This window comes from Myxococcus sp. RHSTA-1-4, from assembly GCF_020037125.1.
GTDB lineage: Bacteria > Myxococcota > Myxococcia > Myxococcales > Myxococcaceae > Myxococcus.
Genome location: NZ_JAIQDG010000049.1, coordinates 37813 through 64807 on the forward strand (window position 1 = coordinate 37813; position 26995 = coordinate 64807).

17 protein-coding genes are annotated in these 26995 nt (G+C 73.7%); 14 read left to right on the plus strand and 3 right to left on the minus strand.

Annotated elements, in window-relative coordinates:
* Positions 1-182: 182 nt before the first annotated feature.
* Positions 183-1109 (minus strand): bifunctional riboflavin kinase/FAD synthetase, encoded by a 927-nt coding sequence (locus K8638_RS40700; protein WP_223760160.1) that lies wholly within the window; start codon positions 1107-1109, stop codon positions 183-185.
* 88 nt (positions 1110-1197) lie between these two features.
* On the opposite strand from K8638_RS40700, the gene K8638_RS40705 reads away from it, so the two are divergent.
* The 6 genes from K8638_RS40705 to K8638_RS40730 all read left to right on the plus strand — a co-directional run bounded on the left by K8638_RS40705 (position 1198) and on the right by K8638_RS40730 (position 8130).
* Positions 1198-1818 (plus strand): tRNA (guanosine(46)-N(7))-methyltransferase TrmB, encoded by a 621-nt coding sequence (locus K8638_RS40705; RefSeq protein ID WP_223760161.1) that lies wholly within the window; start codon positions 1198-1200, stop codon positions 1816-1818.
* 107 nt (positions 1819-1925) lie between these two features.
* A complete protein-coding gene (locus tag K8638_RS40710; RefSeq protein ID WP_223760162.1) occupies positions 1926-2969 on the plus strand; it encodes a diguanylate cyclase in 1044 nt (347 codons plus the stop codon).
* A gap of 56 nt (positions 2970-3025) precedes the next feature.
* Complete coding sequence (locus K8638_RS40715) at positions 3026-3436, plus strand: hypothetical protein (protein WP_223760163.1); 411 nt, start codon at positions 3026-3028, stop codon at positions 3434-3436.
* 295 nt (positions 3437-3731) lie between these two features.
* On the plus strand, positions 3732-4694 hold the full coding sequence (locus K8638_RS40720; RefSeq protein ID WP_223760164.1) for a hypothetical protein: 963 nt from the start codon (positions 3732-3734) through the stop codon (positions 4692-4694).
* Between the two features lie 28 nt (positions 4695-4722).
* Positions 4723-5142 (plus strand): cupredoxin domain-containing protein, encoded by a 420-nt coding sequence (locus tag K8638_RS40725; RefSeq protein WP_223760165.1) that lies wholly within the window; start codon positions 4723-4725, stop codon positions 5140-5142.
* Between the two features lie 57 nt (positions 5143-5199).
* Entirely contained in the window at positions 5200-8130 is a 2931-nt protein-coding gene (locus K8638_RS40730) for a helicase C-terminal domain-containing protein (RefSeq protein WP_223760166.1), read from the plus strand.
* Between the two features lie 17 nt (positions 8131-8147).
* Here K8638_RS40730 and K8638_RS40735 read toward each other — a convergent pair whose 3' ends face one another.
* Together K8638_RS40735 and K8638_RS40740 are read right to left on the minus strand one after the other, a co-directional pair.
* Positions 8148-8885 (minus strand): sensor histidine kinase, encoded by a 738-nt coding sequence (locus K8638_RS40735; protein WP_223760167.1) that lies wholly within the window; start codon positions 8883-8885, stop codon positions 8148-8150.
* Positions 8882-9631: a HEAT repeat domain-containing protein gene (locus K8638_RS40740; RefSeq protein ID WP_223760168.1), complete on the minus strand. Its 750-nt coding sequence runs from the start codon at positions 9629-9631 to the stop codon at positions 8882-8884. Before K8638_RS40740 ends, K8638_RS40735 begins: the two co-directional genes overlap by 4 nt.
* A 175-nt stretch (positions 9632-9806) precedes the next feature.
* Between K8638_RS40740 and K8638_RS40745 the strand changes: the two genes are divergently transcribed.
* From K8638_RS40745 to K8638_RS40780, 8 genes are all read left to right on the plus strand, one after another.
* Positions 9807-11567, plus strand: a complete 1761-nt coding sequence (locus tag K8638_RS40745; protein ID WP_223760169.1) for a protease pro-enzyme activation domain-containing protein — start codon at positions 9807-9809, stop codon at positions 11565-11567.
* 153 nt (positions 11568-11720) lie between these two features.
* Complete coding sequence (locus tag K8638_RS40750) at positions 11721-12527, plus strand: hypothetical protein (protein WP_223760170.1); 807 nt, start codon at positions 11721-11723, stop codon at positions 12525-12527.
* A 25-nt stretch (positions 12528-12552) separates the two neighbouring features.
* Complete coding sequence (locus K8638_RS40755; RefSeq protein ID WP_223760171.1) at positions 12553-13353, plus strand: hypothetical protein; 801 nt, start codon at positions 12553-12555, stop codon at positions 13351-13353.
* Between the two features lie 102 nt (positions 13354-13455).
* Entirely contained in the window at positions 13456-14634 is a 1179-nt protein-coding gene (locus K8638_RS40760; protein ID WP_223760172.1) for a hypothetical protein, read from the plus strand.
* 233 nt (positions 14635-14867) lie between these two features.
* Positions 14868-18074, plus strand: a complete 3207-nt coding sequence (locus tag K8638_RS40765) for a poly-gamma-glutamate biosynthesis protein PgsC/CapC (protein WP_223760173.1) — start codon at positions 14868-14870, stop codon at positions 18072-18074.
* Positions 18071-20710, plus strand: coding sequence for a hypothetical protein (locus K8638_RS40770; RefSeq protein ID WP_223760174.1), 2640 nt, complete (start codon positions 18071-18073; stop codon positions 20708-20710). The genes K8638_RS40765 and K8638_RS40770 overlap by 4 nt, the downstream gene beginning before the upstream one ends.
* Positions 20707-21924: a hypothetical protein gene (locus K8638_RS40775; protein ID WP_223760175.1), complete on the plus strand. Its 1218-nt coding sequence runs from the start codon at positions 20707-20709 to the stop codon at positions 21922-21924. The genes K8638_RS40770 and K8638_RS40775 overlap by 4 nt, the downstream gene beginning before the upstream one ends.
* A gap of 42 nt (positions 21925-21966) precedes the next feature.
* Positions 21967-26952 (plus strand): hypothetical protein, encoded by a 4986-nt coding sequence (locus tag K8638_RS40780; protein ID WP_223760176.1) that lies wholly within the window; start codon positions 21967-21969, stop codon positions 26950-26952.
* The last annotated feature ends 43 nt before the right edge of the window (positions 26953-26995 follow it).

The window sequence follows — 26995 nt, forward strand, 5'->3', positions numbered from 1 at the left end:
AAGAAGGAAACGGGCGGGGGCCCGCCTCCGCGTACAGGAGACAGTCGGAAGATGCCAGGTGGCCACGGGGGCTCCTGGCATGGTTCCTGATGGCGGATTAGAGGGGAGCCACGCGCGCGCGTCAAGGCGCCCCCACGTGCTCCCTTGCCAGGTCAACCCGTTGAAGAGACACGGGAAAACGCTCAGTCCCCCACACCGGCGATGACAGTGCGCGCGGCCTCCACGTCCCGTTTTATCTGCCCGACGAGCTCCGCCACGGAGCCGAAGCGCTGCTCGGGGCGCAGCCGCTCCAGGAACTGCACCCGCAGCTCCTTCCCATAGAGGTCTCCGGTGAAGTCCAGAAGGTGGGCCTCGATGGTGACCTCGGTGCCGCCGAAGGTGGGCTTCACCCCGATGTTGGCGGCGCCCGCGTGCCATGTGCTCCCGGGCTCGCCGGGCAGGTGCACGCGGACGGCATACACGCCGGGCGCCGGGCGCAGCTCGTTCTGGGTGTCCACGTTGGCGGTGGGAAAGCCGATGCCCCGGCCCCGCCCCGCGCCGGCCACCACCGTGCCGTCCAGGTCGAAGGGGCGGCCCAACAGCCGCCGCGCGGCGGACACCCGGCCCTCGAGGATGTACTCACGCACCCGCGAGGACGAGGCCACCACACCGTCCACCGTGACGGGCGGCACCACGTGCACCCGGGCGCCGCGGCGGGCGGCCGCTTCCCGCAGGGTGCCCACGTTGCCCGCGCGGGCCGCGCCATAGGTGAAGTCGCTGCCCACCACCACGTGCGCCACGCCGAGCGCGTCGAAGAGGGCCGCCTCGAAGTCGGAGGGCGGCGTGCGCGCGTAGTCCCGGGAGAAGGACTGCACCACGGCGGCGTCCAGGCCGCACTCGGCGAACAGCTCCAGCTTCCGGGGCAGCTGGGTGATCAGCTTGGGGGCCAGCTCCGGCTGGAGCACCTTGCCGGGGTGGGGGTGGAAGGTGAAGGCGGCGGCGGCGCCATGGCGGCGGGCCTCGGTGAAGAGGGCCTGGTGGCCCACGTGGACGCCATCGAAGTTGCCCAGCGCGAGCGCCTGGCCGGCCAGCGACCGGCCCGCCTCCGCCACCGAGTGGAAGACCCTCATGGCGCTCCGTATACCCCAGCCGGAGGAACCCGGCCCGCGCGTTTTTCCCTGGCCAAACCCGGCACCGCCATGGTTGGACGCCCCGCCCATGTCTCGTCCCCGTCTGCTGCCCGAGCCCGTCGGGCTCAAGTTCGTCACCCAGGAAACGCCACCGGACTGGGACGCGGAGTTCGGCTTCGCCGGTCCCCTGGAGCTGGAAATCGGCTCCGGCGCCGGAGGCCACGCCCTGGAGTACTGCCGCCGCCACCCCGAGGTGCGCTTCGTCGCCTTCGAGTGGCGCAAGAAGTACGCGCGCGACACCCAGGCCCGCGCGGAGAAGGCCGGCATGAAGAACCTGCGCGTCATCGAGGCCGACGCCCGCTTCGTGGTGCCCCGCATCTTCGCGCCCGGCTCCCTCGCCGCCATCCACCTCCAGTTCCCCGACCCCTGGTGGAAGCGCGCCCACGCCAAGCGCGCCGTCATCCAGCCCGCCTTCGCCCAGCTCCTGTACGACAAGCTCGCACCGGGTGGCCTCTTCGACATGCGCACGGACGTGAAGGACCGCGGCGAGTCCATGCTGGCCATCCTGGAATCCGTGGGTTTCCAGAACCCCCTGGGTTCAGGAGTCTTCCACCCTTATGACCCGGAGGAGGTTCCCTCCACGCGGGAGCGCCGCTACCTGGCGAGCGGGGAGCCGGTGTACCGGGCCCGGCTGCGCAAGCCGCGCTGACGTCCGGAAGACGGGCACTTGCCCGGCCCCTTGGCTTCGCCACCTCGGCGGGTGAGAATTGCAACCATTCCCGCGCCGCGGGAGTATTGCACCGGGGGCGAAACATCATGGCGGACGGCGAACGGAAGAGGACGCTGGAGGTAGCCCGCCGTACCGCATCCGGCGGTGAGCTCAGCGGCCGCACGGTGCTCATCGTGGATGACGACCCGGCGCATGTGCGCCACGTGCGCGACGGGCTGGCCCCGCACGGCTACCTGTTCAAGGAAGCCCATGATGGGACGCAGGCGCTGTCGGCCATCCGGCAGGCGCGGCCGGACCTCATCCTGATGGACGTGGAGATGCCGGGGCTGGGCGGCGTGGAGGTGTGCCGCATCATCAAGGCGAACGCGGGGGAGGACGGCTTCGGCTTCATCCCGGTGATTCTGATGACGGCGCGGCAGGCGGCGGGGAAGGTGGAGGGGCTGGAGCTGGGGGCGGACGACTACCTGGTGAAGCCGTTCGACATGCTGGAGCTGTCGGCGCGGGTGAAGTCGATGCTGCGGCTGAAGGCGCTGCAGGACGCGCTGGTGGAGAAGAACCGGGAGCTGGACCGGGCCAACAAGGAGCTGGCGCGGCGGCGCGAGGAGCTGCTGGCGCTCAGCCGCACCGACGCGCTCACCGGGCTGTTCAACCGGCGCTACTTCGAGGAGCGGCTGAACGAGGAGTTCGCGCGCTCGCGCCGCTACGGCTCGCCCCTGTCGCTGGTGATGCTGGACATCGACCACTTCAAGCGCATCAACGACACCTTCGGCCACCCCTTCGGGGACCAGGTGCTGAAGGCGGTGGCGCAGACGGCGCGGGCGCGGCTGCGGGAGGTGGACCTGCTGGCGCGCTACGGCGGCGAGGAGCTCATCGCCATCCTCCCGGAGACGGGGCCGGAGGACGCGCTCAAGGTGTGCGAGCGCGTGCGCGAGGCCATTGCCTCACTGGGGCTGGAGCAGCCGTCCCCGGACGGGCCGCCGCGGGAGGTGCGGCTGACGGCGTCGCTGGGCGTGGCCACGGCGCCGGCCGCCGGCCTGACGAGCGCGGAGGAGCTCTTGAGGGCGGCGGACGTCAGCCTCTATGCGGCCAAGGGAGCGGGCCGCAACCGCGTCCACCAGCACGCCGCGTGAGTCGGTTGCAGCTCGGGCTTTCCCCCGGCGGCGCTTTGACCTAAATCCCTGTTTCCATGCGCCCGTCCGTGAAGATGCCCTGGCTGGTGGCCCTGCTCCTGCTCGCGCTGGGCGGCTGCGACCGCGCCAGCACACCGCAGGACGCCTACCGGTACTTCCACCAACAGGTGCGCAAGGGTGAGCTGCAGAAGGCCTGGGGGGTGCTCTCCAAGCCCACACAGGACGCGCTGACCGAGCGGGCCCGGGCGGTGAGTGAAGCCTCCGGCGGCACGGAGAAGCCGGAGCCCCTCAATCTCTTCTTCGCGAATGTCCCTCCTCCTCCGGATGTTACGGAAGTCTCCCTGGTCAGGGAGGAGGGCAACGAGGCAACAGTTCTCGTACGCTCGCCCGGAGGCGACCACGAAGTCCGGATGGTCCGGGAGCCGTCCGGGTGGAAGGTGGACCTTTCAGCCTCTCTCCAGCCGTGAAGCCGGGCATGCCCGGAAAACTCGCATCAGGTAACGTACGACTGTGAACGACAGGAAGACACGGCGGGTGGTCCCCGCGGTCGAAGTCATCCGGCGCCCGGCCACCACGCCCGGCAGCGCTCCCGTGACGCCGACCCCTTCGGCATCTCCCACCCCGGCGCCCACGCCGCGCCCCACGCCCACGCCACGGCCCGCAGCCGCGGCGCCCACGCCCACTCCCGCGCCCCGGCCGGCTGGCATGGCCCCGGCTCCCTCGCCGGCTCCCACGCCCCGGCCGGCCGCTGGCGCGGCTCCGATGCCCACGCCACGGCCCACGCCGGCCGCCGGCACCGCGCCCACCCCCGCGCCCCGGCCGACGACGACCGTGGTGCCGGGCGCGCGGCCCATGGCCCCGCGTCCCGGCGGTCCCCCGAGGACGGGCCCTGGCGCCGGACCGAGGCCGGGTGGCTTCGGAGGACGTCCGGGCGGATTCCGTCCCTCCACGCCGCGCCCACCGCCCACGCCGGAGCAGATCCAGGCGCTGGCGGCGCGCGAGCACGTCCCCGCCCGCATCGCCAAGGGCGAGCTGGAGGGGAAGATGAAGTGCCGCGTGTGGCGCAAGCTGCACGCCGAGGAGGCGAAGCGGTTCGACCAGGTCTACGAGCTGATGGGCCAGACGCCCGGCCTGTCGCTGGGTGACGCCTTCGGCGTGCTCCAGAGCGGCATGACGGTGGCCGAGTTCATGGCGCGCAAGGAGCGCACCCAGCGCAAGGCCGCCATCAAGCAGGCCCGTGGCGAGGTGGACAACGCCGTGGTGGCGGAGTTCCTCGCCAGCCTCATCAACGGGAAGGCGGAGGTCTCCGTGGTGCTGGCGGAGCGCTCGCTGCTGGACACGCTGGTGACGGAGGAGCCCATCGCCTTCACGCTGGAGCGCACCGGGCGGCTGGAGAAGCTGCAGGTGGTGCTGCTGGCCCGCCGCGCGGACTGGGAGAAGCTGCTGCCCGGCCTGGAGCGGGACGCGAAGCTGACGCAGAAGCCGGCGGCGGTGGCCCGCCAGCCGGACAAGCGCCCGTACTCGGACCCACGCGCGTTCCTGGACCACCTGGGCGACACGGTGCGGCTGGTGCTGCGCAACGGCATCACCCTGAAGCTGCCGTTGATGCACGTGGGCCGGTTCGACCTGCTGCTCGGCGAGACGGGGCACGAGGTGTTCGTCCCGCTGCACGCCCTGCTCCGCTTCGAGCCGGACTCCGAGGCTGCTCCCGCGAACGAGGCCTGAGGGCCCTTCCTCCCCACCGAGAGATTCCATGCGCCGCTTCATCTCCCGCATCATCAAGCCCTGGCTCGCCCTGGCCGCGACGGCCGCCATGGTGGGCGCCACGCAACAGGGCTGCTCCAAGGACGCCTCCACCGCCAAGGCGCCCGAGGCCGCCGCCGCGCCCGAGAAGCGTGAGGGCGGCGTGCGCATCGTGGAGCTGTCCGTGACGGAGAAGGGCTACGAGCCCAGCCCCGTGAGTCTCAAGAAGGGCGAGCCGGTGAAACTGGTGGTGACGCGCAAGACGGACCACACGTGCGCCACCGAGGTCGTCATGGACGGCTACGGCATCAACACCCCGCTGCCGCTGAACCAGCCGGTGGAAATCACCTTCACCCCCAAGGAGTCCGGCAAGCTCGTGTACGGCTGCGCCATGGGGAAGATGATTTCCGGCGTTTTCATGGTGGACTGAGGACGTAGGCCGAAATCTGTCCTCCGCGGCGGGGCGGGCTTAGGCTCGGCCCCCTGCATGGGCGGCGCGGCGGACCTCTTCACCCGGCATGTCTTCCTGGACCTCGAGACCACGGGGCTGGACCCACGTGTGGACGAGGTCATCGAACTGGGGTGCCTCTTCTACGAGAACGGGCGCGAGGTGGACCGCTTCGCCCGCCTGTATTCGGCGTCGAAGCCCCTGCCCCTCACCATCCGGCGGCTGACGGGCCTGACGGACGGGGACCTGGCGGGCAAGCCCCGCTTCGGCACGGACCTGGCCGAGCTGCGCGAGCGGCTCACCGGCTGGACGGTGGTGGCGCACAACGCGCCCTTCGAGAAGGGCTTCCTGCCGGACCTGCTGGGCCCCATCCGCGCGCCGGTGCTCGATTCGTGCGAGCTGATGCACTACCTGCACCCGGAGCTGCCCAGCCACTCGCTGGAGTCGCTGCTGCGGTGGGCGGGGCTGGCCCTGCGCCAGCCGCACCGGGCCGTGTCGGACTGCGAGTCCGTGCACGCGGTGCTCGTGCGCGCCATGGAGCGCTGCGTCCGCGAAGGCCGTGGGGACGACGTGGCGGACCTGCTGGCCGCGCTGGACCCGCGCCCGGGGCGTGAGCACGGGGGCGGAGCCTTCGACTACGAGGAGTGGCCGCTGGTGGACCTGCTGTCGCGGCTCCACGCGGCGTGCCGGGCGGTCTCCGCTCCGCTGGCGCTGGAGACGCAGGGCTTCCTTCGCGGGCGCCCGGAGCGGCGCCGCGCGGGAGGCGTGACGGCCCTGCCCGAGCCGGACGCGGACACGCCGGTGCTGCCGGTGCGCCCGGAGGAAGTGACGGCGGTGCTGGGCGCGGGTGGCGCGCTGGAGCGCATGGAGGAGGGGTTCGTCAGCCGGCCCGCGCAGCTCGAGGTGGCCCAGGCGGTGGCCCGCGCGCTGTCGGACGGCGGGCAGGTGGCGGTGGAGGCCGGGACGGGCACGGGCAAGTCGCTGGCGTACCTGGCCCCCGCGGCCCTCTTCGCCGCGCGCAACGGGCGCAAGGTGGGCGTGGCGCCGCACACGAAGACGCTGCAGGACCAGCTCCTGGAGAAGGACCTGCCCCGGCTGCACCGGGCCCTGAACGGCGCCTTCGGCTACGCGCTGCTCAAGGGCCAGACGAACTACCTGTGCCGCCGCCGCGCGCTGGAGGCCACGCGGGTGGAGCCGGGCATGGGCCACTCCGCGCGCGCGCCCCGGGCCTACCTGCGCGCGTACCTGCGGCGCAGTGGCGAAGGTGATTTGGACCGGCTGAGCCACTGGTTCCGCGAGCGCTTCCCGGTGCTGCTGGGGCTGGTGCCGGCGGTGCGCTCGGAGGCGGCGACGACGCTGGGCGACAAGTGCCCGCACTTCCACCGGTGCTTCTACCACTCGGCGGTGGCCCAGGCCCGCGAGGCGGACGTGCTGGTCATCAACCAGTCCCTCGCCTTCGCGTGGCCCGCGCGCTACCCGAAGCTGGAGCACCTGGTGCTGGACGAGGCGCACGAGGTGGAGGACGTGGCCACCACCGCGCAGACGGTGGAGCTGTCGGACGGGGCCTTCCAGCGCCTCACCGAGCGGCTGCACGGACGCGACGGGCGGCACGGCCTCTTCGCGGAGCTGCGGCGGGCCCTGAGCGCCTCGCGGCGGGAGGATGCACGCGCGCTGATGGGCGAGGTGGAGGACGGGCTGCGCCGGCTGCTGGACGAGGCGCGCGGACTGGGCATGGGGGTGACGGAGCTGTGCGAGCCGTCCGCCACCGCCGTCGGAGAGGACGCGGACGAGGGGGCCTACGCGCCGGAGCTGCGGGTGACGGCGGCGGTGCGCGCCCTGCCCGCCTGGGAGCCGGTGCGCGACGGGCTGGAGGCGGTGCGGGGCGCGTTGCAGGCGCTGCACACGCTGCTGGCGGTGCGGGTGCTGGCGGCGCTGCCGGAGCTGGCGGCGCGGATGCCGGCGCTGGAGCGCGAGCTGTCCGGGGCCACCACGGAGCTGGGCGAGCTGGCGCTGCTGGCGAGCGAGTTGTCGGGCGAGCCCGCGCCGGGGCGGTGCTACTCGGCCACGGCGGAGCCGAAGCGGCAGCGGTGGAGCGTGAGCGCACAGCCGGTGGACGTGTCCGGGTACGTGTCGCGAGACTTCGCGGCGAGCAAGCGCTCACTGGTGCTGGCCTCGGCCACGCTGGGCCCGGGGGACGGCGTCCCCTTCGTGCTGCGGCGGCTGGGCCTGGACGGACGCGGGGAGCAGCCCGCGCCCCGGCTGGTGCGGGCGCCCTCCCCCTTCCGGCTTCGGGAGCAGGCGCTGGTGGTGCTCGTCACCGATGCGCCGCGCGCGCACGAGGAGGCCTTCGTGGAGTGGGCCGCGCTGCGGATTTCGGGCCTGGCGCGCACCATGGGCGGGCGGCTCCTGGGGCTGTTCGCCTCCACGCGGCGCATGGAGCGCGTGGGCGCGGAGGTGCGGGCGCGGCTGGAGCCGCTCGGAATCGAAGTGATGCGGCAGTCGCGCGGGCACAGCCGCTCGCTGGCGGCACGGCAGGAGCGCGACACGGGCACGGTGCTGCTGGGCACCAAGAGCTTCTGGCAGGGCGTGGACATCCCCGGCCGGGGCGTGGGCTGCGTCTTCATCGACAAGCTTCCGCTGGAGCCCGCGCTGCGCCCGCTGGTGGCCGCGCGCGAGGAGCCGCTGTCCCGTGAAGGCGGCGAGTACCTGGGCTTCCTCCAGTACCGTCTGCCCCGCGCGCTGCTGCTGCTGCGCCAGGGCGTGGGCCGGCTCATCCGCTCCACCACGGACCGGGGCGTCGTCATCCTCGCGGACCCGGGCCACCCCAGCTACCGCGGGCACCTGATGAACGCGCTGGACGGCTACCGCGTGGAGGCGCTCCCGTGGGCCCAGGCGCGCCTGCGCATCCATGGCGTGCTGAAGGAGACGGGCCTCACCGTGGACTCGGCTCCCGAGCGCTCCTGGGGCTGAAGCGGGGCCGAGCGCCCCTACTGCTCCAGCCGCGTCCGGTAGCGGGCCTCCAGCGCGCGCAGGTCCGCCACCACCTCGGCGGAGGCCCCGGAGTGCTCCGCGGCCCGCAGCGCCTTCTCCAGCGTCCGCGCGTCCTCCTCGTGCTGCTCGCGGAGCCGCTGCACCATCTTCCGCACCGCCTCGAAGAGGTCCTGCAATTCGTCGCCGTCGCGCAGGCCGTACTGGGGCGGGCGCAGCCTGCCGTCGTGGACCTCGTTCACCATGCGCCGGATGCGCAGCAGGGGGCCCGCCACCCGGTGCGTCACCACGATGGTGCCCAGCGCCACCACCAGCGTGAAGCCCGTCAGCAGCCCGCCCAGCACCCACCACGTGAGCCGCTGCTGCCGCTCCAACTCCGCGCGCTGGGCGACGATGGCCGAGCGCTCCGCCTCGTACGCCGCGTCGATGGCGCGCGCCTTCTCGCGGAAGGTGGCCTCGAAGGCCGGGTCGTCCATCCGCTCCAGCAGCTCGTTGGACAGCGTGGCGCCGGACAGCTCGCGGCTCACCTCCGCCGCGCGCGAGCGGGCCTCCACCGCCGCCGCCGTCTCGTGCATCAGCGCCCGCGCCGCCCGCACCAGGAACACGCCCAGCAGCGCTGACAGCACCAGCGTCACCATGACGATGTACGCCGTCAGCTTGAGCTGGAAGCTCGTGTCCAGCAGGAAGTTGCGCCAGCGCCGCTTCGCCGGCGCCACCGGCGCCGTGGTCGTCGTCATGTCTCGCTGCTCCACTCGAAGGTCTCCTCCGCCTCTTCCACCGCCTTCGGCACCAGCGCCTTGAGGAGGTCCGCGGGCCCGGCGCCCGCGGCATTCACTTCCACCTGCCCCATCAGCGACAGGTCCGGATACGTCATGCAGACGATGGCCACCCGCAGCCCACCGCTCTCCGTCGCCTGTATCTCCGGGGTGATGCGGTAGCCCGGCACGCCCAGCTTCTTCAGCGCGCCCTTCGCCGCCGCCTTCGACTCCTTCGCCGGGGCCAGCCGCGCCCCGCGGCGCATCAGCCGCGAGCGCAGCCGGGCCTCCGTCGCCTTCACCAGGTCCGCCGGCAGCTTCCCCGTGCGGTCCTTCAGCCCATCCATGGCCACGTAGATGCGAGGAGGACGCTCCTGGTACGCCTTCAGCGCGCCCACCGCGTCGCTCACCGCCTCCTTCACCGCCGCGTCCGCTTCGCCCTTGTGCGCCTGGAGGCAGCCGAGCGCGGAGGGCTCCATCAGCTTCGCCAGACTCTTCGCCGCCGCCGCGCGCACCAACTCGCTCGCGTCCTTCAGCCCGGCACAGAGCAGGGCCACCGCTTCCGGGTCCTCCGTGGCGCCCAGCACCAGCGCCGCCTGGGAGCGTGTACGTGGGTCCTTGCCCTGCTGGAGCTGGCGCCCGAGGAAGGCAAGACGGGAGTCACCCTGGGCCAGGGCCGCGCCGGGCGCGAGAAGCAGGAGGACGAGGAGGGAGGGCAGCAGCCGCATGGGAGGGGGAGGCGTGCGTGCACTCTAACCGGGACTGCCCGTTCGCGAACAGTTGCACACCCCCCCGTGTCGCACCCACCTTCCCTCCGCGAAGTCGCACGGAGGGTCCTCCACGAGGGGGGGCGGGATGGAAGGCGGCCGGGTCGGAGCCGCCACGGGCCGGGGGAGCCACAGCATGAGAGCAAGCATCCTTGCGGGCGTACTTCTTCTTCTGACGGCGCTGGGAGGCGCGGGGTGCCGCGACTCGGACAAGCTGGTGTCGGTGGGCAGGCCCAGGGCAGCCGGCCCCGAGCCCACACCGCCCCTGCCCGAGCCACAACCGGCGCCCACACCCCCACCGCCCCCCGCCGAGACGCCACAGGACACGGACGGCCCGCCGCCGCTGCCGGACAACCTGGACCGCACGCCCGCGCCCACACCGGATGGCGTGCCCGGGCCCATGCCGGGCGTCTACACGGACCTGGGCCCCGCGCCGAACACGGACGTCATCCGCGGCCTGGTGGCGCTGCCCATCCGCAACAAGGCGGAGCTGGAGCGGACCCTCCGCGAGCTCTATGACCCGGACAGCCCGCGCTTCCGCCGGTACATGACACCTCAGGAATGGAATGCCCGTCACGCTCCGTGGGAGCAGGACGTGAAGCTGGTGTCGGACCACCTGGAGTCGGTGGGCCTGAAGGTGGAGCGCGTCGCCACCAACCGGCTGCTCATCCACTTCACCGGCACGGTGTCCCAGTTCAATGAGGCCTTCGGCGTCCAGCTCATCGTGCTGGAGCGCAAGTCACCGCAGGGAGGCAATGACCCGCACAACGTGTACGGCCTGCCGCCCAACACGGAAATCAAGGCGCCCCAGTTCGTGAAGGAGCGCATCGCCTCCATCGTCGCGGTGGACCTGCCCACCGACCCGGGCCCGCTGCCCGGCGAGTTCGGCGAGGTGCCCACGGCCCAGCCCCAGCCGCTGAACGCGGCGCTCACGCCTCAGCAGGTGGCGAGCGCCTACGGCCTGACGCCCCTCTACCAGCGCGGCATCCGCGGCAGGGGCGTGAAGCTGGGCGTCACCATCGGCGCGGGCTTCCGGTGGAGGGACCTGCGCGCCTTCTGGAAGATTTTCGGCATCGAGCGCGCGGACCCCACCGTGGTGCAGACCATGGAGCCGCCCGGCACGCGCTACCGCGAGGGCCAGCTCGACATCGAGTGGGCCAGCGTCATGGCCCCCGAGGCGGACATCGTCGTCTACATGGGCCCGGACGCCCGCAACACGTCGATGATCTACACCTTCAACGAGGCCATCGCCCGGGGCGAGGTGTCCGTCATCACCGACTCGTTCGCCCACCGCGAGGACTCGGAGCCACGGGCGGTGCACGAGCAGTACAGCGCCTCCGCGATGATGGCCGCCGCGCTGGGCATCACCGTCATCGCGGCCGGCGGTGACTCGGCCGGCGTGGACGTGCCCTCCTCCAGCCCCTACGTCACCTCCGTGGGCGGCACGCAGCTGCGGATGAACGGGAACACGGTGGCGGCCGAGGTGGCCTGGCTCTACTCGGGCTCGGGCATCAGCATGACCTTCCCCACGCCCGAGTGGCAGCAGGGCCTGCCCCAGGTGCCGCGCCGCCGCGCGGTGGCCGACGTGGCCCTCAACGCGGACACCGGCTACTGGTACACGTGGCTGGGCAACACCGTGCCCAACACGGGCACCTCGTTCGGCTCGCCCATCATGGCGGGGCTGATCGCGGTGGTGAACAGCGCGCGCGCGACGCAGAACAAGCCCGCCGTCGGCTGGCTCAACTCGCAGCTCTACACGCGGCCCGACGTGCAGGCCACCTTCCGGGACATCACCCAGGGCGTCACCGACCGGCAGTACGCCGCGGGCCCCGGCTGGGACATCCCCACCGGGTGGGGCGCCCCCAACGCCCAGGGCCTGTTCAACACGCTCCCCTGACGGGGCCCTCGGTTCCAAGGCGCGGGTGGGAGGCGGCCCGTCGGGCCCCTCGCCCCCCCCGGTGAAGCAGGAGCGGAGAGGCCCTTCGCCGTCCGCTGATCCGGAAATCAGCCGTCCTGGGGTAATGTGCGCCGCTCCAGGAGGGCTCGCCAGGTGTCTTTCACTTCCCGGTTGGAAGGTCTGCTCCATCACGTGGGGTTGGGCGGTGTCGTGGGTGAGGTGCGCGCGAAGCTGGGGCTCGCGCGAGAAAAGGCTCCGGCCCGGAACGAGGTGGTGAGGCACGCTCCACCGCCTCGCCCGCCCCCGGAGCCGGCGAAGACCGTGGTCGAGCGCACGCCGCGCCCGAGGCCGCTCGCCGGGAGCGAGCCCGCTTCCGAGCCCGTGGCCGCGCTCGAGCCCCGGGTCGAAGCCGTCGCGCCCCCGGCGGAGTCTCCGGCGCCGAAGGCCGCCGCGTCCAAGCGCGCGAAGGTGAAGAAGGCCCGCGCCGCGAAGGGCGGGAAGGCCGCCGCACGGGACGCCACCGAGGCCGCCCCGTCGAAGAAGGCGCGCAAGAGCACGTCGAAGGCGCGTCCGAAGCCGAAGAAGGCGGCGCGCGCCAGCGGCGAGGCCGTGTCCCAGGATGCGTCCGAGGCCGTGTCCCGGCTGGTGGAGGCGCTGCGGGCGCATCCCCGGCACGAGGCGCTGGTCTCCGCGGGCAAGCAGAAGGACCAGCTCGTGCGCTCGCTCATCCCGCTCTACCTCGCCCGCGCCGTGGACACGGACCTGGAGGTGACGTCGGGCACCACGTCGCGCTTCTGGGGCGAGCTGGGCGTCACGTACGCCGCGCCCAACGCCGCGAAGGCGCTCCGCCTGCACAGCGGCTACGCGCAGGACACGAAGAAGGGCAAGGCGATTACCGCCCGCGGCATCCAGTACGTGGAGGAGGCCCTGGAGCGCCTCCGCGAACCTGCGTCCCGGTAGGCGCCGTCCCTGGAGGGGGAACACCATGTCGATGCGTGCATTCGTGCTGGCGTCGTTCGCGCTGGCGCTGGCCTGGGCCCCGCTCGCGCGGGCCGAGGAGGCCGTGGCTCTCATCTGGAAGGGCTCGAAGAAGAAGGCGGAGGTGGAGGGCCTGAAACCCACCTGGGAGCCGCTCGGACAGCTCCTCGCCGACGGGGGCGTGGTCTTCCCGGAGGGGTTCCCCACGCTGGTCGAGAGCCGCACCATCCGCGGCCTCAAGCCCGGCTTCTGGGTCTGGGTCGTCGGCTTCTGCCCCGCGGATGACAGCGGCCGCGTGCTGGAACTGCTGAAGGCCGTCGCCCCCGACACCTACGCGCGCGATGTGAACATCCCCGGCAAGAAGCTGGCGTGCCCCGAGGCCGGCAAGGCGACCCTGAAAGAGGACTCCCGCTCCTTCAAGCTGAGCGGGGGCCGGCGGCTGCGCGTCCTTACCCACGAGGAGTCCAGCCAGCCCGAGGGAGATGAGCCCGGCGACTCGTACACCCGCACCCGCTACACCTTCGTCCTCATGAGCAAGTCGGGAGAGGTGCTCGACACCACGAGCGCGGTGGGCGAGGAGACCTTCTCCGGCGACCCTCGCAACGGCCCCTCGGCCTACCGCTGCCTCGTCTCGGACCTCAGCGCCGGCGACGACGGCAGCGTGGAGTTCATCCGGAGCTGCCAGGCCGCCGTCGCGGAGTGCGGCTCGCTGGTGAGCGCTGACGAGGTCACCCTCCTCACCGTGTCCGGAGACGAGCTGAAGAGCCACGAGGAGCGCCGCAACGAGGAGTACATGGAGTGCGGGTAGGCCCCGCTGGCAGCCTGCTGGCGGGCCAGCGCCCCTCGGGCCGTCCCGTGCCAACAGCCCTGGGGAGAATCGTCGCCTCCCACCGGCTGTTCGGCTCGGACAATGACGTCTTTCATCAAGCGCACGCTCGCCACCTCGCTGGCCATCCTCTCCGTCGCCGGATGCATGGGCTCCGGCGGAAGTGACGGGTCCTCCGACGCGCCCGGGACTGGCCAGACTCCGGAGGCGACGTCGCCTACCCCTCTTGGCTCTGATGGCGCGACTCCCTCGCCGCTCAGTGCCTGTGCCCTGCCCGCCGGCCTTCCGTCCCAGCAGGGGAGCCTGCGCACCTGGCTCCGCCAGGCGTCCATCACCGCGCCGGACAGCGAGGGCTTCCGTGAGCCGAGCGGCACCGAGCTCATCGCCTTCGAGAGGGCCTTCAGCGCGCTGCTCTCCACCGGTCCTTCCGCGGAGCGCGTGGCCGACTTCGCCCAGCTCGGCTTCTCGCTCTCCGCCTATCGCGACGAGGACAACGGCAACGGCTGGCTCGTCCTGAGCGACCTCATGCAGGGGCGCGGTGGCGGCACCTTCATCGTCAACCTCACGCCCGCGCGCGACCTGTGGCTGGAGACCCCGCACGCCGACTCCGACGAGGGCACCCTGAGCCAGGGCGCGGAGCAACTGATGACGCTCGGCGCGCGCGCGCTCCTCATCACCGGAGCCAACCGCTGCGCCGGTGCCGCGGTCAGCCCGTGCAGCGGCTCCACCCGTGTCTGCGGCACCACCGGCCAGCGCGTCTCCGACGCCGCGCACTACGCCAACAACTTCTTCACAGCCGCCCACCGCGCCCTGCGCGCCACCTACCCTGACGGCATCGCGGTCAGCGTCCACGGCATGGAAGCCTCCGAGGACGGGCCCGAGGCCGCTGTCGTCAGCGACGGCACCGCGAAGGACCGCGCCACCTCCCTGTCCGTGCGCCTGCGCGATGCCCTCAACCAGCGCCTGCCGGCGAGCCCGCGCCGCGTCTTCTCGTGCAACGCCCCCGACGACTCCGGCAAGCACCGCACGCTGTGCGGCACCACCAACATCCAGGGCCGCATCGACAACGGGGCCGGGGACGCCTGCTACTCCGAGGCCCCCGCCGCCAGCGACCGCTTCCTCCACCTGGAGCAGACGTCCCCGCTGCGCGGCACCGGCCCCGAGGCGGACGCCGTCATCGGGGCGCTCGCCGACACCGTGCCGTGCTCACTTCCGGGCAGTGGCCTGGGCTGCCCGGCCGCCGCCGCCACGGCCTGTCGCTGATCCTCCCCGCGCGCGGTGCGTGCACGCACCGTGCCTTTGAGAAGGTGTCAACGCTCCGCGGTGCCCCCGTGGGCGTGACGGTGCGGCCCGGGTACGGTGGCAATGTCCACCGGCCGCCACTCGGGACCGCACCGGAAGGGGCCCAGGGTTTCCTGGCCGACGCTCGCCCTGTACCCCAGGGTGTGTGACTGGCCGGTGAGAAGAGGCTCCCTAGATTGGCCCGGAGCGACGTCATGGCGCTCCTCTCCACATTGACACTCTTCCCGGCTTACAGCCTCGACACCTCCATTCTGGCGGCGGTGCTCGTGGGCGTGCTCATCCTCGCCCTGCTCACCGAGACCTTCGGCTGGGTGTTCGTGGGCCTGGTGGTGCCCGGCTATCTGGCCTCGGTCTTCGTCATCCACCCCGAGGCGGGCATCACCGTCGTGGTGGAGGCGGTGCTCACGTACGCGCTCGCGCTCGTGCTCTCCGCCGGTATGAGCCGCACGGGAGCGTGGAGCGAGTTCTTCGGAAGAGACCGCTTCTTCGCCATCGTCCTCTCCAGCGTGCTGGTGCGCGCGCTGAGCGAGGCGGTGCTGCTGCCGCACGTGGGCCGCTGGCTGGACGCGCGGTGGGGCACGTCGTTCGCCCTGGACCGCAGCCTGCACAGCATCGGCCTGGTGCTGGTGCCGCTGACGGCCAATGCCTTCTGGAAGCTGAAGCTGCGTCGAGGGCTGTGGCAGGTGGGCGTGCCGGTGGTGCTCACGTACGCGCTGCTGCGCTTCGTGCTGCTGCCGGCCACCAACCTGTCCTTCAGCAGCCTGGAGCTGATGTACGAGGACGTGGCGCAGGACTTCCTCGCCAGTCCCAAGGCGTACATCATCCTGCTCACCACGGCGCTGCTGGCCGCGCGCTTCAACCTGAACTACGGCTGGGACTTCAACGGCATCCTCGTCCCGGCGCTGCTGGCCCTGACCTGGCTGGAGCCGGCCAAGCTGGTGGCCACGCTGCTGGAGGTGCTGCTGCTGGTGCTGAGCACCCGCGCCCTGCTGGCCATGCCGGGCCTGCGCACCCTCAACCTGGAAGGGCCGCGGAAGACGGTGCTCGTCTTCTTCCTCGGCTTCGTCGTGAAGTGGTGCATCGGCTGGGCGCTGGGCGGCCAGATGCCGGGGCTGAAGGTGACGGACCTGTTCGGCTTCGGCTACCTGGTGCCCACGCTGCTGGCGGTGAAGATCCTCCAGAAGAAGGCGGTGGCCCGGGTGATGCTGGCCACGGTGCACACGTCGCTGGCGGGCTTCGTGGTGGGCAGCCTCGTGGGCTTCGGCCTGGCGCTGGTGGAGCCCCGCCCCGCCACCGCGCTGCCCCTGGAGACACCGCGCGCGCGGGTGCCGGGGCTGGGGCTGGACCAGAGCCCCCTGGGCGTCATGGCGCTGGCGCACGCCACCGCCCGCGAGAGCAACGCCAGCGGCCTGCCACTGCGCCGGCGCAACGGCGAGCTGCGCCAGTACGCGTCGCTGTGGCGCGCGGCGGGCGCGTGGCTGGAGACGCAAGACGCGGACGCGCGGCGCGTGGTGCGCGAGCGCGCCGAGGCGCTGGGCCTGGAGCTGCGCGCGCTGCCGGGCACCTCGGAGGGAGCGCCCGAGCGCTTCGTGCTGATGGAGCGCGAGCGCGCCGAGGGGAAGCTGGGCTGGGACACCGCGATGCTGGTGCCGGGCGCGCCCGGGCCCGTGCTGGAGGTGCCACGCCCGCTGACGGAAGCCCCGAGCGCCGAGGCCGCCGCCGCCCTGTGCGAGCGCGTGCGGTGCCGCGCCATCATCGTCAGCGGCGTGGACACGTCCGGCGCCGGCCTGCGGCCCGGTGACGCCCTCAACGAGCCGGGCACGCCCCTGAACAGCGCCCATGCCGTGCTGTCCTCGCTGGAGCGGGTCCAGGTGCGCGCCGACGCGGCGCTGGCGCGCGGCAGGGCCCTGCTCCATGTCCCTGGAGGCCAGGTGCCCCAGGCGCTGACGTCCCTGTGGCCCGGCATTCCCGTCACGGACGCGCCCCCGCCCGAGCCCGGCCTGAGCTGGGGCGAGGACCGGCTGAGCGTGCTGCGGGCGCACCCGCATGACCTGGCCACGCTGGCGCTGGAGGGAATGCCGGAGCTGCCCGCGCCCCTCACGCAGGCGCAGCTCCGCTCCGCGCTGCTGTCGCCCCGGGAGTCCGCGACGTACGCGGAGGGCGCGGCGCCACGGCCCACCGACGCGGAGCTGCTGGTGCTGGAGCAGCAGGTGGCCGCGCCGCTGCTGGGCGGTGGCGGGGCGACGGTGCCGGAGCCGCTGCGCGCGCGCTGGGCCTCGGCCATGGCGGGACTGATGGGCCTGGCGGTGCTGCCCGTGGAGGGCTGCGCGGACACGGGGCCCTGCTGGTGGGTGGCGGACGCGGAGGGCCGGCACGGCCGCGCCGGCGCGGCGCTGCTGGTGCGCCCGGATGGCGGACCGCTCGCCTTCGACGTGCCCGTGCCGGACCGCGAGCAGGGCACGCTGGCCGTGGCGCTGGAGGCATGGCAGGAGGCGCGCGCCCGCGCGTTGGTGGTGGCCACACCGGGAGCCCCGATGGCGGTGCAACACCCGGCCACCCAGGGCCACCTGCGCACCCCCTTCCAGGCCTTCCACCAGGCCGTGCACCGGGCGCTGCCCGGGGAGGCGGGGCGGGTGCTCCAGGTGCGCGGCTACTCGGGGAGGCCGGCGGTGAACGCGGACGTGCTGGTGGACGTGGGCGGCCCGGTGCTGCGGCCCGACCAGCGCCCGGCGGATTTGGAGCGGCTGCTGGCGAAGAGCGGGCCACTGGGGTGGCTCTCCTCGCGCGTGCGCTACCACGACGGCTCCCCGGAGCTGGCGGGCCTGTCGGACGCGAGCCCGCAGGGGACCTTCTCCCGCACCTTCGGCGGGGCGCGCATCGCCACGTTGTGGCTGTCCGAGCCGCTGCGCGGCGCCTTCGTGGGCCCGCGCCTCGTCGCCTCGGAGCTGGCCCTGGCGGGCCTGGCGAAGCCGGCGCCAGCCGAGAGCTCTCCCCTTCAGGCCCTGCTGAAACCGGGACTGGCGGTGTCCTCGCGGCCCGCGCCGGCGGCCCTGCGGGAGCACTTCGCCGCGCTCACCGCGAGCGCCGAGCGCTACCTGGTGCAGCAGGACGTGCACGAGCTGCGGATGCTCGCGAGAGCGGGCCGCGCCGGGCCGGTGACGCAGTCGGTGCGCGCGGGCTACAGCGCGGTGCACGGGCTGCCCTGGCTGCTGGTGGAGGCGCGCCAGGGACGGCACGTGCTGCGCGGCGTGTACTTCCTCCAGCAGCACCCCTCGCCGCTCAAGCGGGTGGAGCTGGTGGCTGGAGTCAAGGGGCTGGAGGCGGCCGTGGAACAGGCCCTGCGCCACCGGCGCCCGGTGGTGCTCACCGGAGAGCTGACGTCCTCGGAGGGACGCCGATGAAGACGAGGACCCGCGCCCTGCTGGCCGCGTCCGGACTGGCCCTCGCCCTGGTGGTCATCTGGGCCGCCAGCGCGAGCGTGGTGCACAGCGCCAGCTCCACCGCCGCCCTGCGCGACGACAAGTTCGTCCGGGCCGAGCGGCTCGCCTTCTACCGGCTGAAGCCCGGCGAGGAGATGCGCGTCAAGGTGCCCTCGGACGCCGAGGAGCTGCGCGTGGTGACGCACCTGATGCTTCCCGAGGGCACCACCTACGCGCCGGAGCGCCAGTACCAGTACGGCCTCAAGCTGCTCCTGCGCAGTCCGGAGCGGGTGCTGATGGAGCGGCCCCTCTTCACGCGCACGCGGCAGAGCAAGGCGCAGCCGCAGGAGGACGGCACCTTCCTGCAGGAGAGCGCCTTCGCCACGGACCCCAACGTCCAGGTGACGGACGAGCGCGAGTTCCTGGTGCGCCTGCCGCCCCCGCCGCGCCCGGAGCACTCGGTGATGTACCTGAAGCCGGCCGGCATCCACGGCACGCTGCTGGTGCGCGTATACGTGCGCACCCAGCGGCGGCTGCCGCTGCTGTCCTCGCAACGCGTGGCCGAGCAGCGCGCCGAGGAGCGTGTGGAGAGGGCCACCTTCCTTCCCTTCGAGAAGCTGTCCGCGGAGACGCGGCACCGGCTGGCCGAGGAGAAGTGGGAGCGGCTGAGCGCCGAGGGCGAGGCGGGCACCGACTACTTCATCGAGCCCGTCTATCGCACCCCGTTCCGCCTGCCGCTGGTGGAGGTGGCCGAGTCCGCACAGGAGCGGCTCGGCGCCGGGAGCGCGGTGGCCCTCAACGTCACCGGCCCCACCCAGGCGGTGCTGTGGCTGTGGAGCACCGCGCAGGACACCGAGGGCGGCACGCCCACGCCCGCGGGCCCCGTCACGGTCCGCGCGCTGGGCCCCACGGGCGCCGAGCGCACCTGGGAGCTACCCGCGCTCGGCGGCGGGGCGCCGGTGTCGCATGTGCTCGACGTGCCGGGGGGCGTGCACACGCTGTCCGTCCATAACGTGGGGACGGAGGACGTGCGCTACACCATGGAGGGCCCCTCCGGAGCGTGGCTCGCCCCGCCCGAGCTGCATCCCACCACACAGCCCGACGCGCGCATCGCCTGGCTCCCCGACACGCGCCGCACGGAGGCCTTCGTCACCGGCCCGGGCTGCGCCACGCTGGAGCTGGAGGTGGACGCGGCGATGGACTCGGCCGGGCGCCTGCTGCGGCTGGACGCGCGGCGGCTCGGCGTCACCGGGGCGGCGGACGAGAAGCCGTCGAACGTGCTGCTCACCGTACTGGACGCGCGGGGCCGCGTGCTGAGCCAGACACGCATGGACGTGGCGCCCCAGCCCGCGGCCTTCGAGAGCGCCGACCTTCCACAGCTTCCGGAGCGGCGGCTGCCCTGCACGGCGGGGCGAGTGCCCTCGGCGGACGCAGGCACGGGAGAGGTGACGGACCGGCCGACGCCGGTGTCCGTCCCCACCAGCGCGCGGGTGTTCCTGCCGGCGGGGGGGCGCCGGGTGCGCGTGCACGCGTCGCAGCCCACCGCGGTGCACCTCTTCACCTTCCTGCCCTCCCAGGGCGAGCTGACGGGGCTGGCGCCCTACCTCGAGGACGGGCTGCAAGGAGTGCGCTGGCGCCACGCTCCGCTGGACAAGCGGAGCTGGCACCCGGTGCGCCCGGCCAACGTGCTGGAGCTGACCCGGCGCGGTGCACGGCTGGAGCTGATGAGCCAGGTGCGCCTGGAGCCAGCGGGGCTGGAGACGGTGCCGTCGCCGCCCTCGGGTGAGCCGGTGGTGCTGAGGCCGCTGGGCAGCCCCGACACGCAGGAAGTGCTGGAGCCGGTGCAGGGCGTCACCGACGCGGCCCGCGCACTGTCCACGCTGCTGACGCCGGGGCGCCCGGTGCGAGCGCACTTCGACGCGCGCTCGCCGTCGCGGCCGGAGCTGCGCCTGTCGCTGGAGGGCGCGGAGGGACTGGGCTCCGAGGTGGAGGTCGTCCTCGACGGCGAGCCCATCCACCGCTGGACGCTGCGCACCACCCGCGCTCGCGAGCTGCTGCCGCCGCTGCCGCCGGGCGAACACGAGGTGCTGCTGCGCACCGCCGCGGAGGGACTGACGGCCACCCTCAACCGGCCGCCGGTGGCGGGCAACGGGCTGCGCTCGCGCACCGTGTACCGGATGGGAAGCGAGGGCCTGACGGTGCCGGTGCGCAAGCCGGGCGCGGGCGCCGTCACCGTCAACATCCTCGTCTACTCGCAGCAGCCGGAGAGCGGCGCGCAGCAGCGGCTGTCGGTGACGCTGGACAACGGGCGGCCCCTGCGCCGCAGTGGAGTGCTGCTGCCCCGAGTCACCCGCGCGTCGCGCGTGGTGCCGCTGCCGGCGTCCACCCGTGCGCCGGCCATTCCGGCCGGCCGTCCGCGGGCGCGGTGGTACGCGCACACCGTGCCGGTGATGCTGGGCGACGACCTGGCGCCGGGCGTTCACCACGTGCGAGTGGTGCCGCAGGGTCTGGGCGAAGCGCCGCTGTGGGCTCGCTTCTTCATGTTCAGCCACGACAGCGGTGGCCCGCCGGCGCAGGAGTGGAACCACACCGGCTGGGAATTGGAGGACTCGCCGTGAGCCGGTGCCTGCTGCGAGGCGCCGCCCCCTGGCTGGCCGCGGGCGTGCTGGCGGCGCCCGGGCTGTCGGGCATGGCGCTGGCGGCTGGAGCCGACTCGGAGCCCTCCGCGAAGCCGCGTCCTCGTGAGCAGGCCGCGGAGTCTCCGGCCACGGGTGCGCCCCCCGGCGAGCGCCGCTCGCGAGAGGTGCCGGAAGGACAGGAGACGCGCACCCGGCGCGAGGAGCCCGGACCGGCCTCGCCGCGAGGCACGGCGGAGCAGGACGAAGAAGCCTCATTCGATGACGTCGAGGAGGACACCCGGGCCACGTCCTCGCGCGAGCCCCGCGCCGCGAAGCGCTGCGTCCCGGACGCACGCTTCGCCGGGCTCTGGCCCCGCGTGGACGACGTGAAGTTCCACCCGACCACGTTGGAGGAGCGGACGGCCTTCTCGAAGCTGCTCCCCGCGATGCTGAGGGCGGCCCCGGTGAGGAGGACGCCGCCCGCAACGCTGGAGAAGGTGGCGGCCTCGGTGGGCTTCCGCCTGGAGGTCTGGGAGGGGAGGCAGGACACCTTCTGGGTGCTGCGCGAGAAGCCCGGGAAGCTCCGGGGCGCGGGCGCCTACGTGGTCCGCACGGGCCCCGCCACGGAAGACATCGTGCAGGTGCCGCATCCCTGGTTCGACCAGGGCACCGAGGACATCGGCGTCGGGCTCTTCGCCTGCGCGCCGGAGGGGCGGCGGCCCCGGCTCTTCATGACGGCCACCGCGCACCGCTACCACGGCAACCCGGGCGAGACGCCCGAGGACCCGGAGCATCCGGCGGACGTGGCGCACAACCCGGACCACCTCTTCCAGGAGGTGACGAACCAGGTGGCGCGCACGCTGGCCGCGCCACGCGTGGTGCAGCTTCACGGCTTCGGCACCACGAAGGCGGCGGCCGGGCAGCGGGACACGTCATTGGTCGCAGTGGTCAGCTCCGGCACGCGCCAGCCCATGCCATGGGCACGGCAGGTGTCGAGGCGGCTGGTGAAGGTGTTGGGTGAGGGGGTGCGCCTGTTCCCCGAAGGGGTACAGGTGCTGGGCGGGACGCGGAACGCCCAGGGACGGCTGCTGCAGTCGTACGAATGCGCGCACTTCCTCCATCTCGAGTTGTCGGCGCAGGCGCGCAAGTCCCTCTCCTCCGGGGAGCGGCAGGCGCGCATGGGCCGCGTGCTGTTCGCACCCTTGGAGGACTGAGCGCCGATGTTTCCCCTTCGACGCCGCACACGACGCGTCTCCTTGGCCGGCCTGCTCGTCATGCTGCCGGTGGCGGTGCTTGCCGCCTCACCGGCGGAGCAGCTCCGTTCCGTGGAAGGACTGAGCTGGGAGGTGCGCCCCGTGCGCGCACCGGTTCCGCCCGCCGGCGTGCGCGCGGCCGCGCCATACGTGCCGGACGGCGTGCCGCAGGTGACGGGCGCCGTGGAGGTGGGGCCCGAGCGAGGCGCGGCGCTGTGGCTGGGGCCGCTGGACGTGGCCCGCGTCACCGGCACTCCCGGCACGCTGCGCTTCGTGCGCGTGCCCACGGCGGACGCGCGGGGGCCACACTTGAGGCTGGAGGAGGACGGCGTGCCGGAGAAGCCCGGGCGCTGGTACCTGACCGAGCCCATGGGGCCCGGCAGCGTCTGGGTGGTGACGGCCACGAAGCCCGGCCGCATCTGGGTGGAGCGTCCCCAGGCTCACGAGACAGGGCACACCGACGAGGCCATGCGCGAGGCGCTGCTGCGCTGGGTGGACGGCCAGGGGCCGCGCCCGCCACTGCCCTTCCACGCCTCGCTGCGGACGCGGCTGGACCTGGACGCGGAGCTGGAGTCCCAGATGGCGGAGGGTGAGCCGGAGGGCTCGCCGCTGCGCACGGCCCTGCGGGAGTGGCGCAAGGCCGCCGCGCTGCGTGAGTGGGCCCAGGTGTCGCCGCTGCGCGGGGCGAGCCTGCGCGTCTCGCGTCCTCGACTCCCCGGCAAGGAGGTCTCGCTGGAGGGCATGGACGCGGCCTGGGCGCGCCCGGAGGAAGGCACCGGGAGCTGGGCCGTGGAGCTGGAGGGCCCCGCCGTGCTTTCGCTGGAGGTGCGCCCGCTGCTGACGGACCCGGAGGCTCGGCCCGTCTCGGTGGAGGTGCGCAGCGGAGGTGTGACGGTGTCCCGCGCCGACGTGGCCCCGGAGCCCGCGTGGGTGGACGGCGCGTCGGACGTAGCCCTGCCCACGGAGCGCCGGCCGCGCGTGCTGCCCTCGGGTGAGCGGGTGGGCGTGGAAGAGGAGCTCCGCGTCGCGCTGCGCCCGGGCAGGCACGCCTACCGCGTGCACTGGGACGGCGGCCCGGTGCTGCTCCGCGCGCGCGTGACGTCGCGCCGGCCGAAGCTGGGCGAGGCGCTGGCCCGGGAGGCGGACTGGCATGGCTACGCCAGGAAGGCCTGGGACACGGTGAAGGCGGATGGCTCCCCCCGGGCCGCGCTACTGCGGCGTCAGCTCGCCACACTCGCGCCCGAGCTGGCCTCCGGTGACGCAGGGCTCGCCTCGGTGGCCGACGTGAAGGGGCTGCCTCCCCTGCTCCGCGCGCTGGTCGCGCTGGAGGATGTGAGCGGTGGACGGGCGCCCGAGGCCACGGAGGCGCTCCACTCGTTGAAAGGCGACGCCGGAGCCTCGCCGCTGGCCTGGCACCTGCGGCTGCGCGCGGCCCGGCTGCTGCTGGACATGCGGCAGGCGGACGCGGCCCATGCCTTGCTGGGCACGGCGCCCTCCTTCCCCGAGCCGGGCTGGCTCGCCGCCGAGGCCGCGGGGCTGGTGGCGCGGCTCCCGCTGGGTGACCCGCTGCGCAGCCGCGAGCTGGCGGCGCTGGAGCTGGCCTGGCGCGCCGAGCCGCTCTCCACCGAGGTCCGCCGCCGCTACCGCTCCGCATGGTGGCGCGCGAGCCGCTGGACTCGCGTGGCTCCCGCTCCGGAGGAGGACGCGTCCGTCCTCGTGCCCACGCGCTGGCTGGACGTGCAGCGGATGGACGACGAGGAAGGTGCGCCCTCCAGTGGCGCGCTCTGGCCGTTGGCTCCGGGGGCCAGCGCCATCGTGCGAGCCACCGGTCCGGCCGAGGCGCCAACGCTGCTGCGCGCCTACGTGCTCGCGCCGTCCCGCTCGGGAGGGCCGCTGGTGCTGCGAGTGGGAGAGCAGGCCTTCCCGCTACTGCCACTGGCCGCTGTCGAGCCGGTGGAGATTGCCCTGCCGCCCGGCGAGCACAGCGTGCGGCTGGAGGGCGGCGCCGATGCCCGGGCCTTCCTCTCGCTGCCGCCGGCCGGCGCTCCGGGCGCGGTGACGAAGGTGGGCTACATCCGCACGCAGTGGCCGGTGCGCCTGGACAAGAAGGCGGTGCGCTTCCGCGTGCCGGACGCGAAGCTGTCCACGCCCGTGCGCGTGCAGCTCCGGGTAATGGGCGAGGTCTCCAAGCCACTCGCGCTGCGCATGCACACCGACGTGGGCCGGCCGCGGCGGCTGGTGCTGATGCCGGGCAAGGCGGACTCGCGGCACCACGCGCTGGAGGGCGCGGAGGGCACGTCGGGCGCGCCCGTGTCCGCGGTGGTGGTGCTGCCACCACTCGCGCGCGAGGTGTGGTTCGAGGCGGAGGCCAGGGACACGCCGCTGCTCGCCGCGCTCTCGGTGCGCCGCGGGGCGAGCGTCTTCATGGACGGCTCGGAGCCCGCGATGGCCGCCGCCGGAGCGTCCGCGATGGAGACCCTGCTCTCCCTGTCGCGGCGGCTGCGTGAGGCGCCGGAGGACCCGGAGCCCCGGCTTGCCCGAGCGGAATTGCTGCTGGCGCTCCAGGAGGAAGCCTTCGCCCGCGCGGACCTGGTGCCCTTGCTGAAGGAGCAGCAGCGGCTGTCGCCGGAGCAATCCCGGCGCGTGCTCGCGCTGCTGGGTCACCTGCGGGACGGCACGAGGGACGGACTGCGCTTCCGGCAGGCCATCACCGCGCCCACGCTGCTGTCGCCGGCCTTCTCCGTGCTGCCGGGAGCGGGCGCGGAGGACCTGATGGCGCGGGTGATGAAGGCGCGCGAGGTGGGCGCGAAGCACGCGCTGGAGACGCTGGCCCTGGACGGCCAGGACACGGTGGCGCGACGCTACCTGCGGGCGCGCTGGCTCGCGGCGTCCGGCCAGCATGAGGAGGCGGCGCTGGCGCTGGTGGCGCTGTACCGCGAGACGGGCCTGCCGCAGGTGGGGCTGGAGGCGCTGGCCCGGCTGGAGACGCTGGAGTCGTCGCCGCGAGCATGGCGTGAAGGCGGGGCTCCGCTGGGCGCCGCGCTGGCCGCGCAGCTCGAGGGCTGGGCGGACCACCCGCGCGTGCGTCACATGCGCGCGGTGGCGGGCCGCTGGACGCGCTGGGAGCGGCTGCGCGACGCGGAGCAGGCGGCGGGCCTGCTGGACGCGCTGGCGGACGGAGACCCGGAGGAGGCGGCCCCGGACGTGGTGCGCAAGGCGCTGCTGGCGCCGCCGTGGCCGCTGGAGCAGGGCCGGCTGCTGTCCTCGGGCCGCTCGCGCGTGCTGAGCCTGGACGTGCGCGAGCCGCGCCCGGTGGGAGCCCAGGTGCTGTGCGGCTCCACCCCACGCGTGGGCGCGGAAGGCCCGAAGCCACCGTGCACCTTCGCGCTGCGCGTGGATGGCCGCACCGTGGCGGAACAACAGGTGGAGGACGGCCGCACCGCGTTGCTGACCACGGTGCTGAGCGGGCGCGGACGTCACCAGGTGGAGGTACTGCACGCGAAGCAGGACGCGCCGACCCTGGCGCTGGTGCGCTTCATCGACCCGTCGGCGGCGGGCAGCGATTCCGAGCCCCTGTCCGCGCAGCAGCCGCTGACGCTGCTGCGCAGCAAGCCGGGCACGCCGGTGGTGATGACGGTGCTGGGGCCGGGCGCGCTGCGCATCCAGGCCCGGGCGCTGTCGCCCCAGGCCGGCCGGCACGTGCTGCTGTCGAGCGTGGTGGTGCCCTCCGGCAATGGCACGGGTGGCGCGGGCCAGGGCCTCGGGGACGGCCCGCCGGTGCGCCTGGGCCTGCCGGAAGACGCGGACCCCACGGTGCGCAACGTCTCCGTCCCGGTGGGCCGCGCGGGTGAGACGTGGCTGCTGCTGCCCGGCAAGGGGCCACACCAGGTGCGCCTGGAGTCGCCGGAAGGCGAAGCGCTGGTGCGGGTGGAGCTGGGCGTGGCGGAGCCGCCGGACGCGGCGCCGGGCCGCTGGTGGGAGCAGGGCTCCACGGGGCTGGAGCCGCTGCCCTGGCCCGCGCTTCCGCCGCGACTGTCGCTGCTGCCGGAGGGCGTGCCGCCGGTGCTCTCTCCGCGCGGCCCGGGGATGCTCTCCGCGGAGCTGGCGTACCGCCGCGAGGAGGTCGAGGAGGGCGAATTGGTGGAGCGCCCGCTGCGCTCGGGCATGGAGGTGCGCCTGGGCCTGCGCCGCGAGCTGGTGAAGGAGCGCGCGTGGCTGCGCTTCCAGCCGGAGGCACGCTACCCGGCGGGCCAGCCCACGGTGTTCGGCGCCACCTCGGCGCTGTACCTGAGGCAGCTCCCGCTGGACCTGCGGCTGCACGTGCAGGGCTCGCTCTTCGGCCAGTCGGTGGAGGACGTGCTGCGCTGGAGCGCGCGGGGCCGGGCCTCGGTGGACCGGTGGGTGCGGCTGAGCCCGGACCTGGGACTGGTGCCCGGCCTGGGGCTGGCGCTGGAGACGTCGCACGGCGGCTCCGCGGTGGACCCGGCGCGCTACGACCAGGGGGTGTACTGGCGGTATGGCGAGGACCACCCGCGCCGCCTGATGCCGAGGCTGGCGCTGCGCTGGCAGCCCTTCCAGGACCACGTGGGCACGGTGGGAACTTTCGCCACCACCAACGCGGACCTGGGCTCGCTGGACCACGCGGGGGGGCTGGTGAGGTGGGCCGCGCTGTTGGGCGGGCCGCTGCGCGGCACCCGGGCGGAGCTTGGGTACGAGCTGTCCTACCGCTTCCAGGATGAGCACCGTTCAGAGGCGTATCCGCGGCACCGTGTGGCGGGAAGGCTGGATTGGAACGTGTGGATGGGGACGGGGAGCCGGCTGATGCTCTACGCCGAGGACCGGGCACTGCTGTCAGGCCCCTTCGGGTTGCAGAACGTGTTCTCCCTGGGCGCGCGCTGGGACTGGATGGGCAGCCGTGGCCTGCGGGACATCACTCCTCCGGAAGAGGAGTTCGAGGAGCTGCTCGATGCAGGACGTTCCCTCGACTGAAGTGTCCGCGGCGCAACGCGGGACAGGCCCCCAGCGGCAGCCC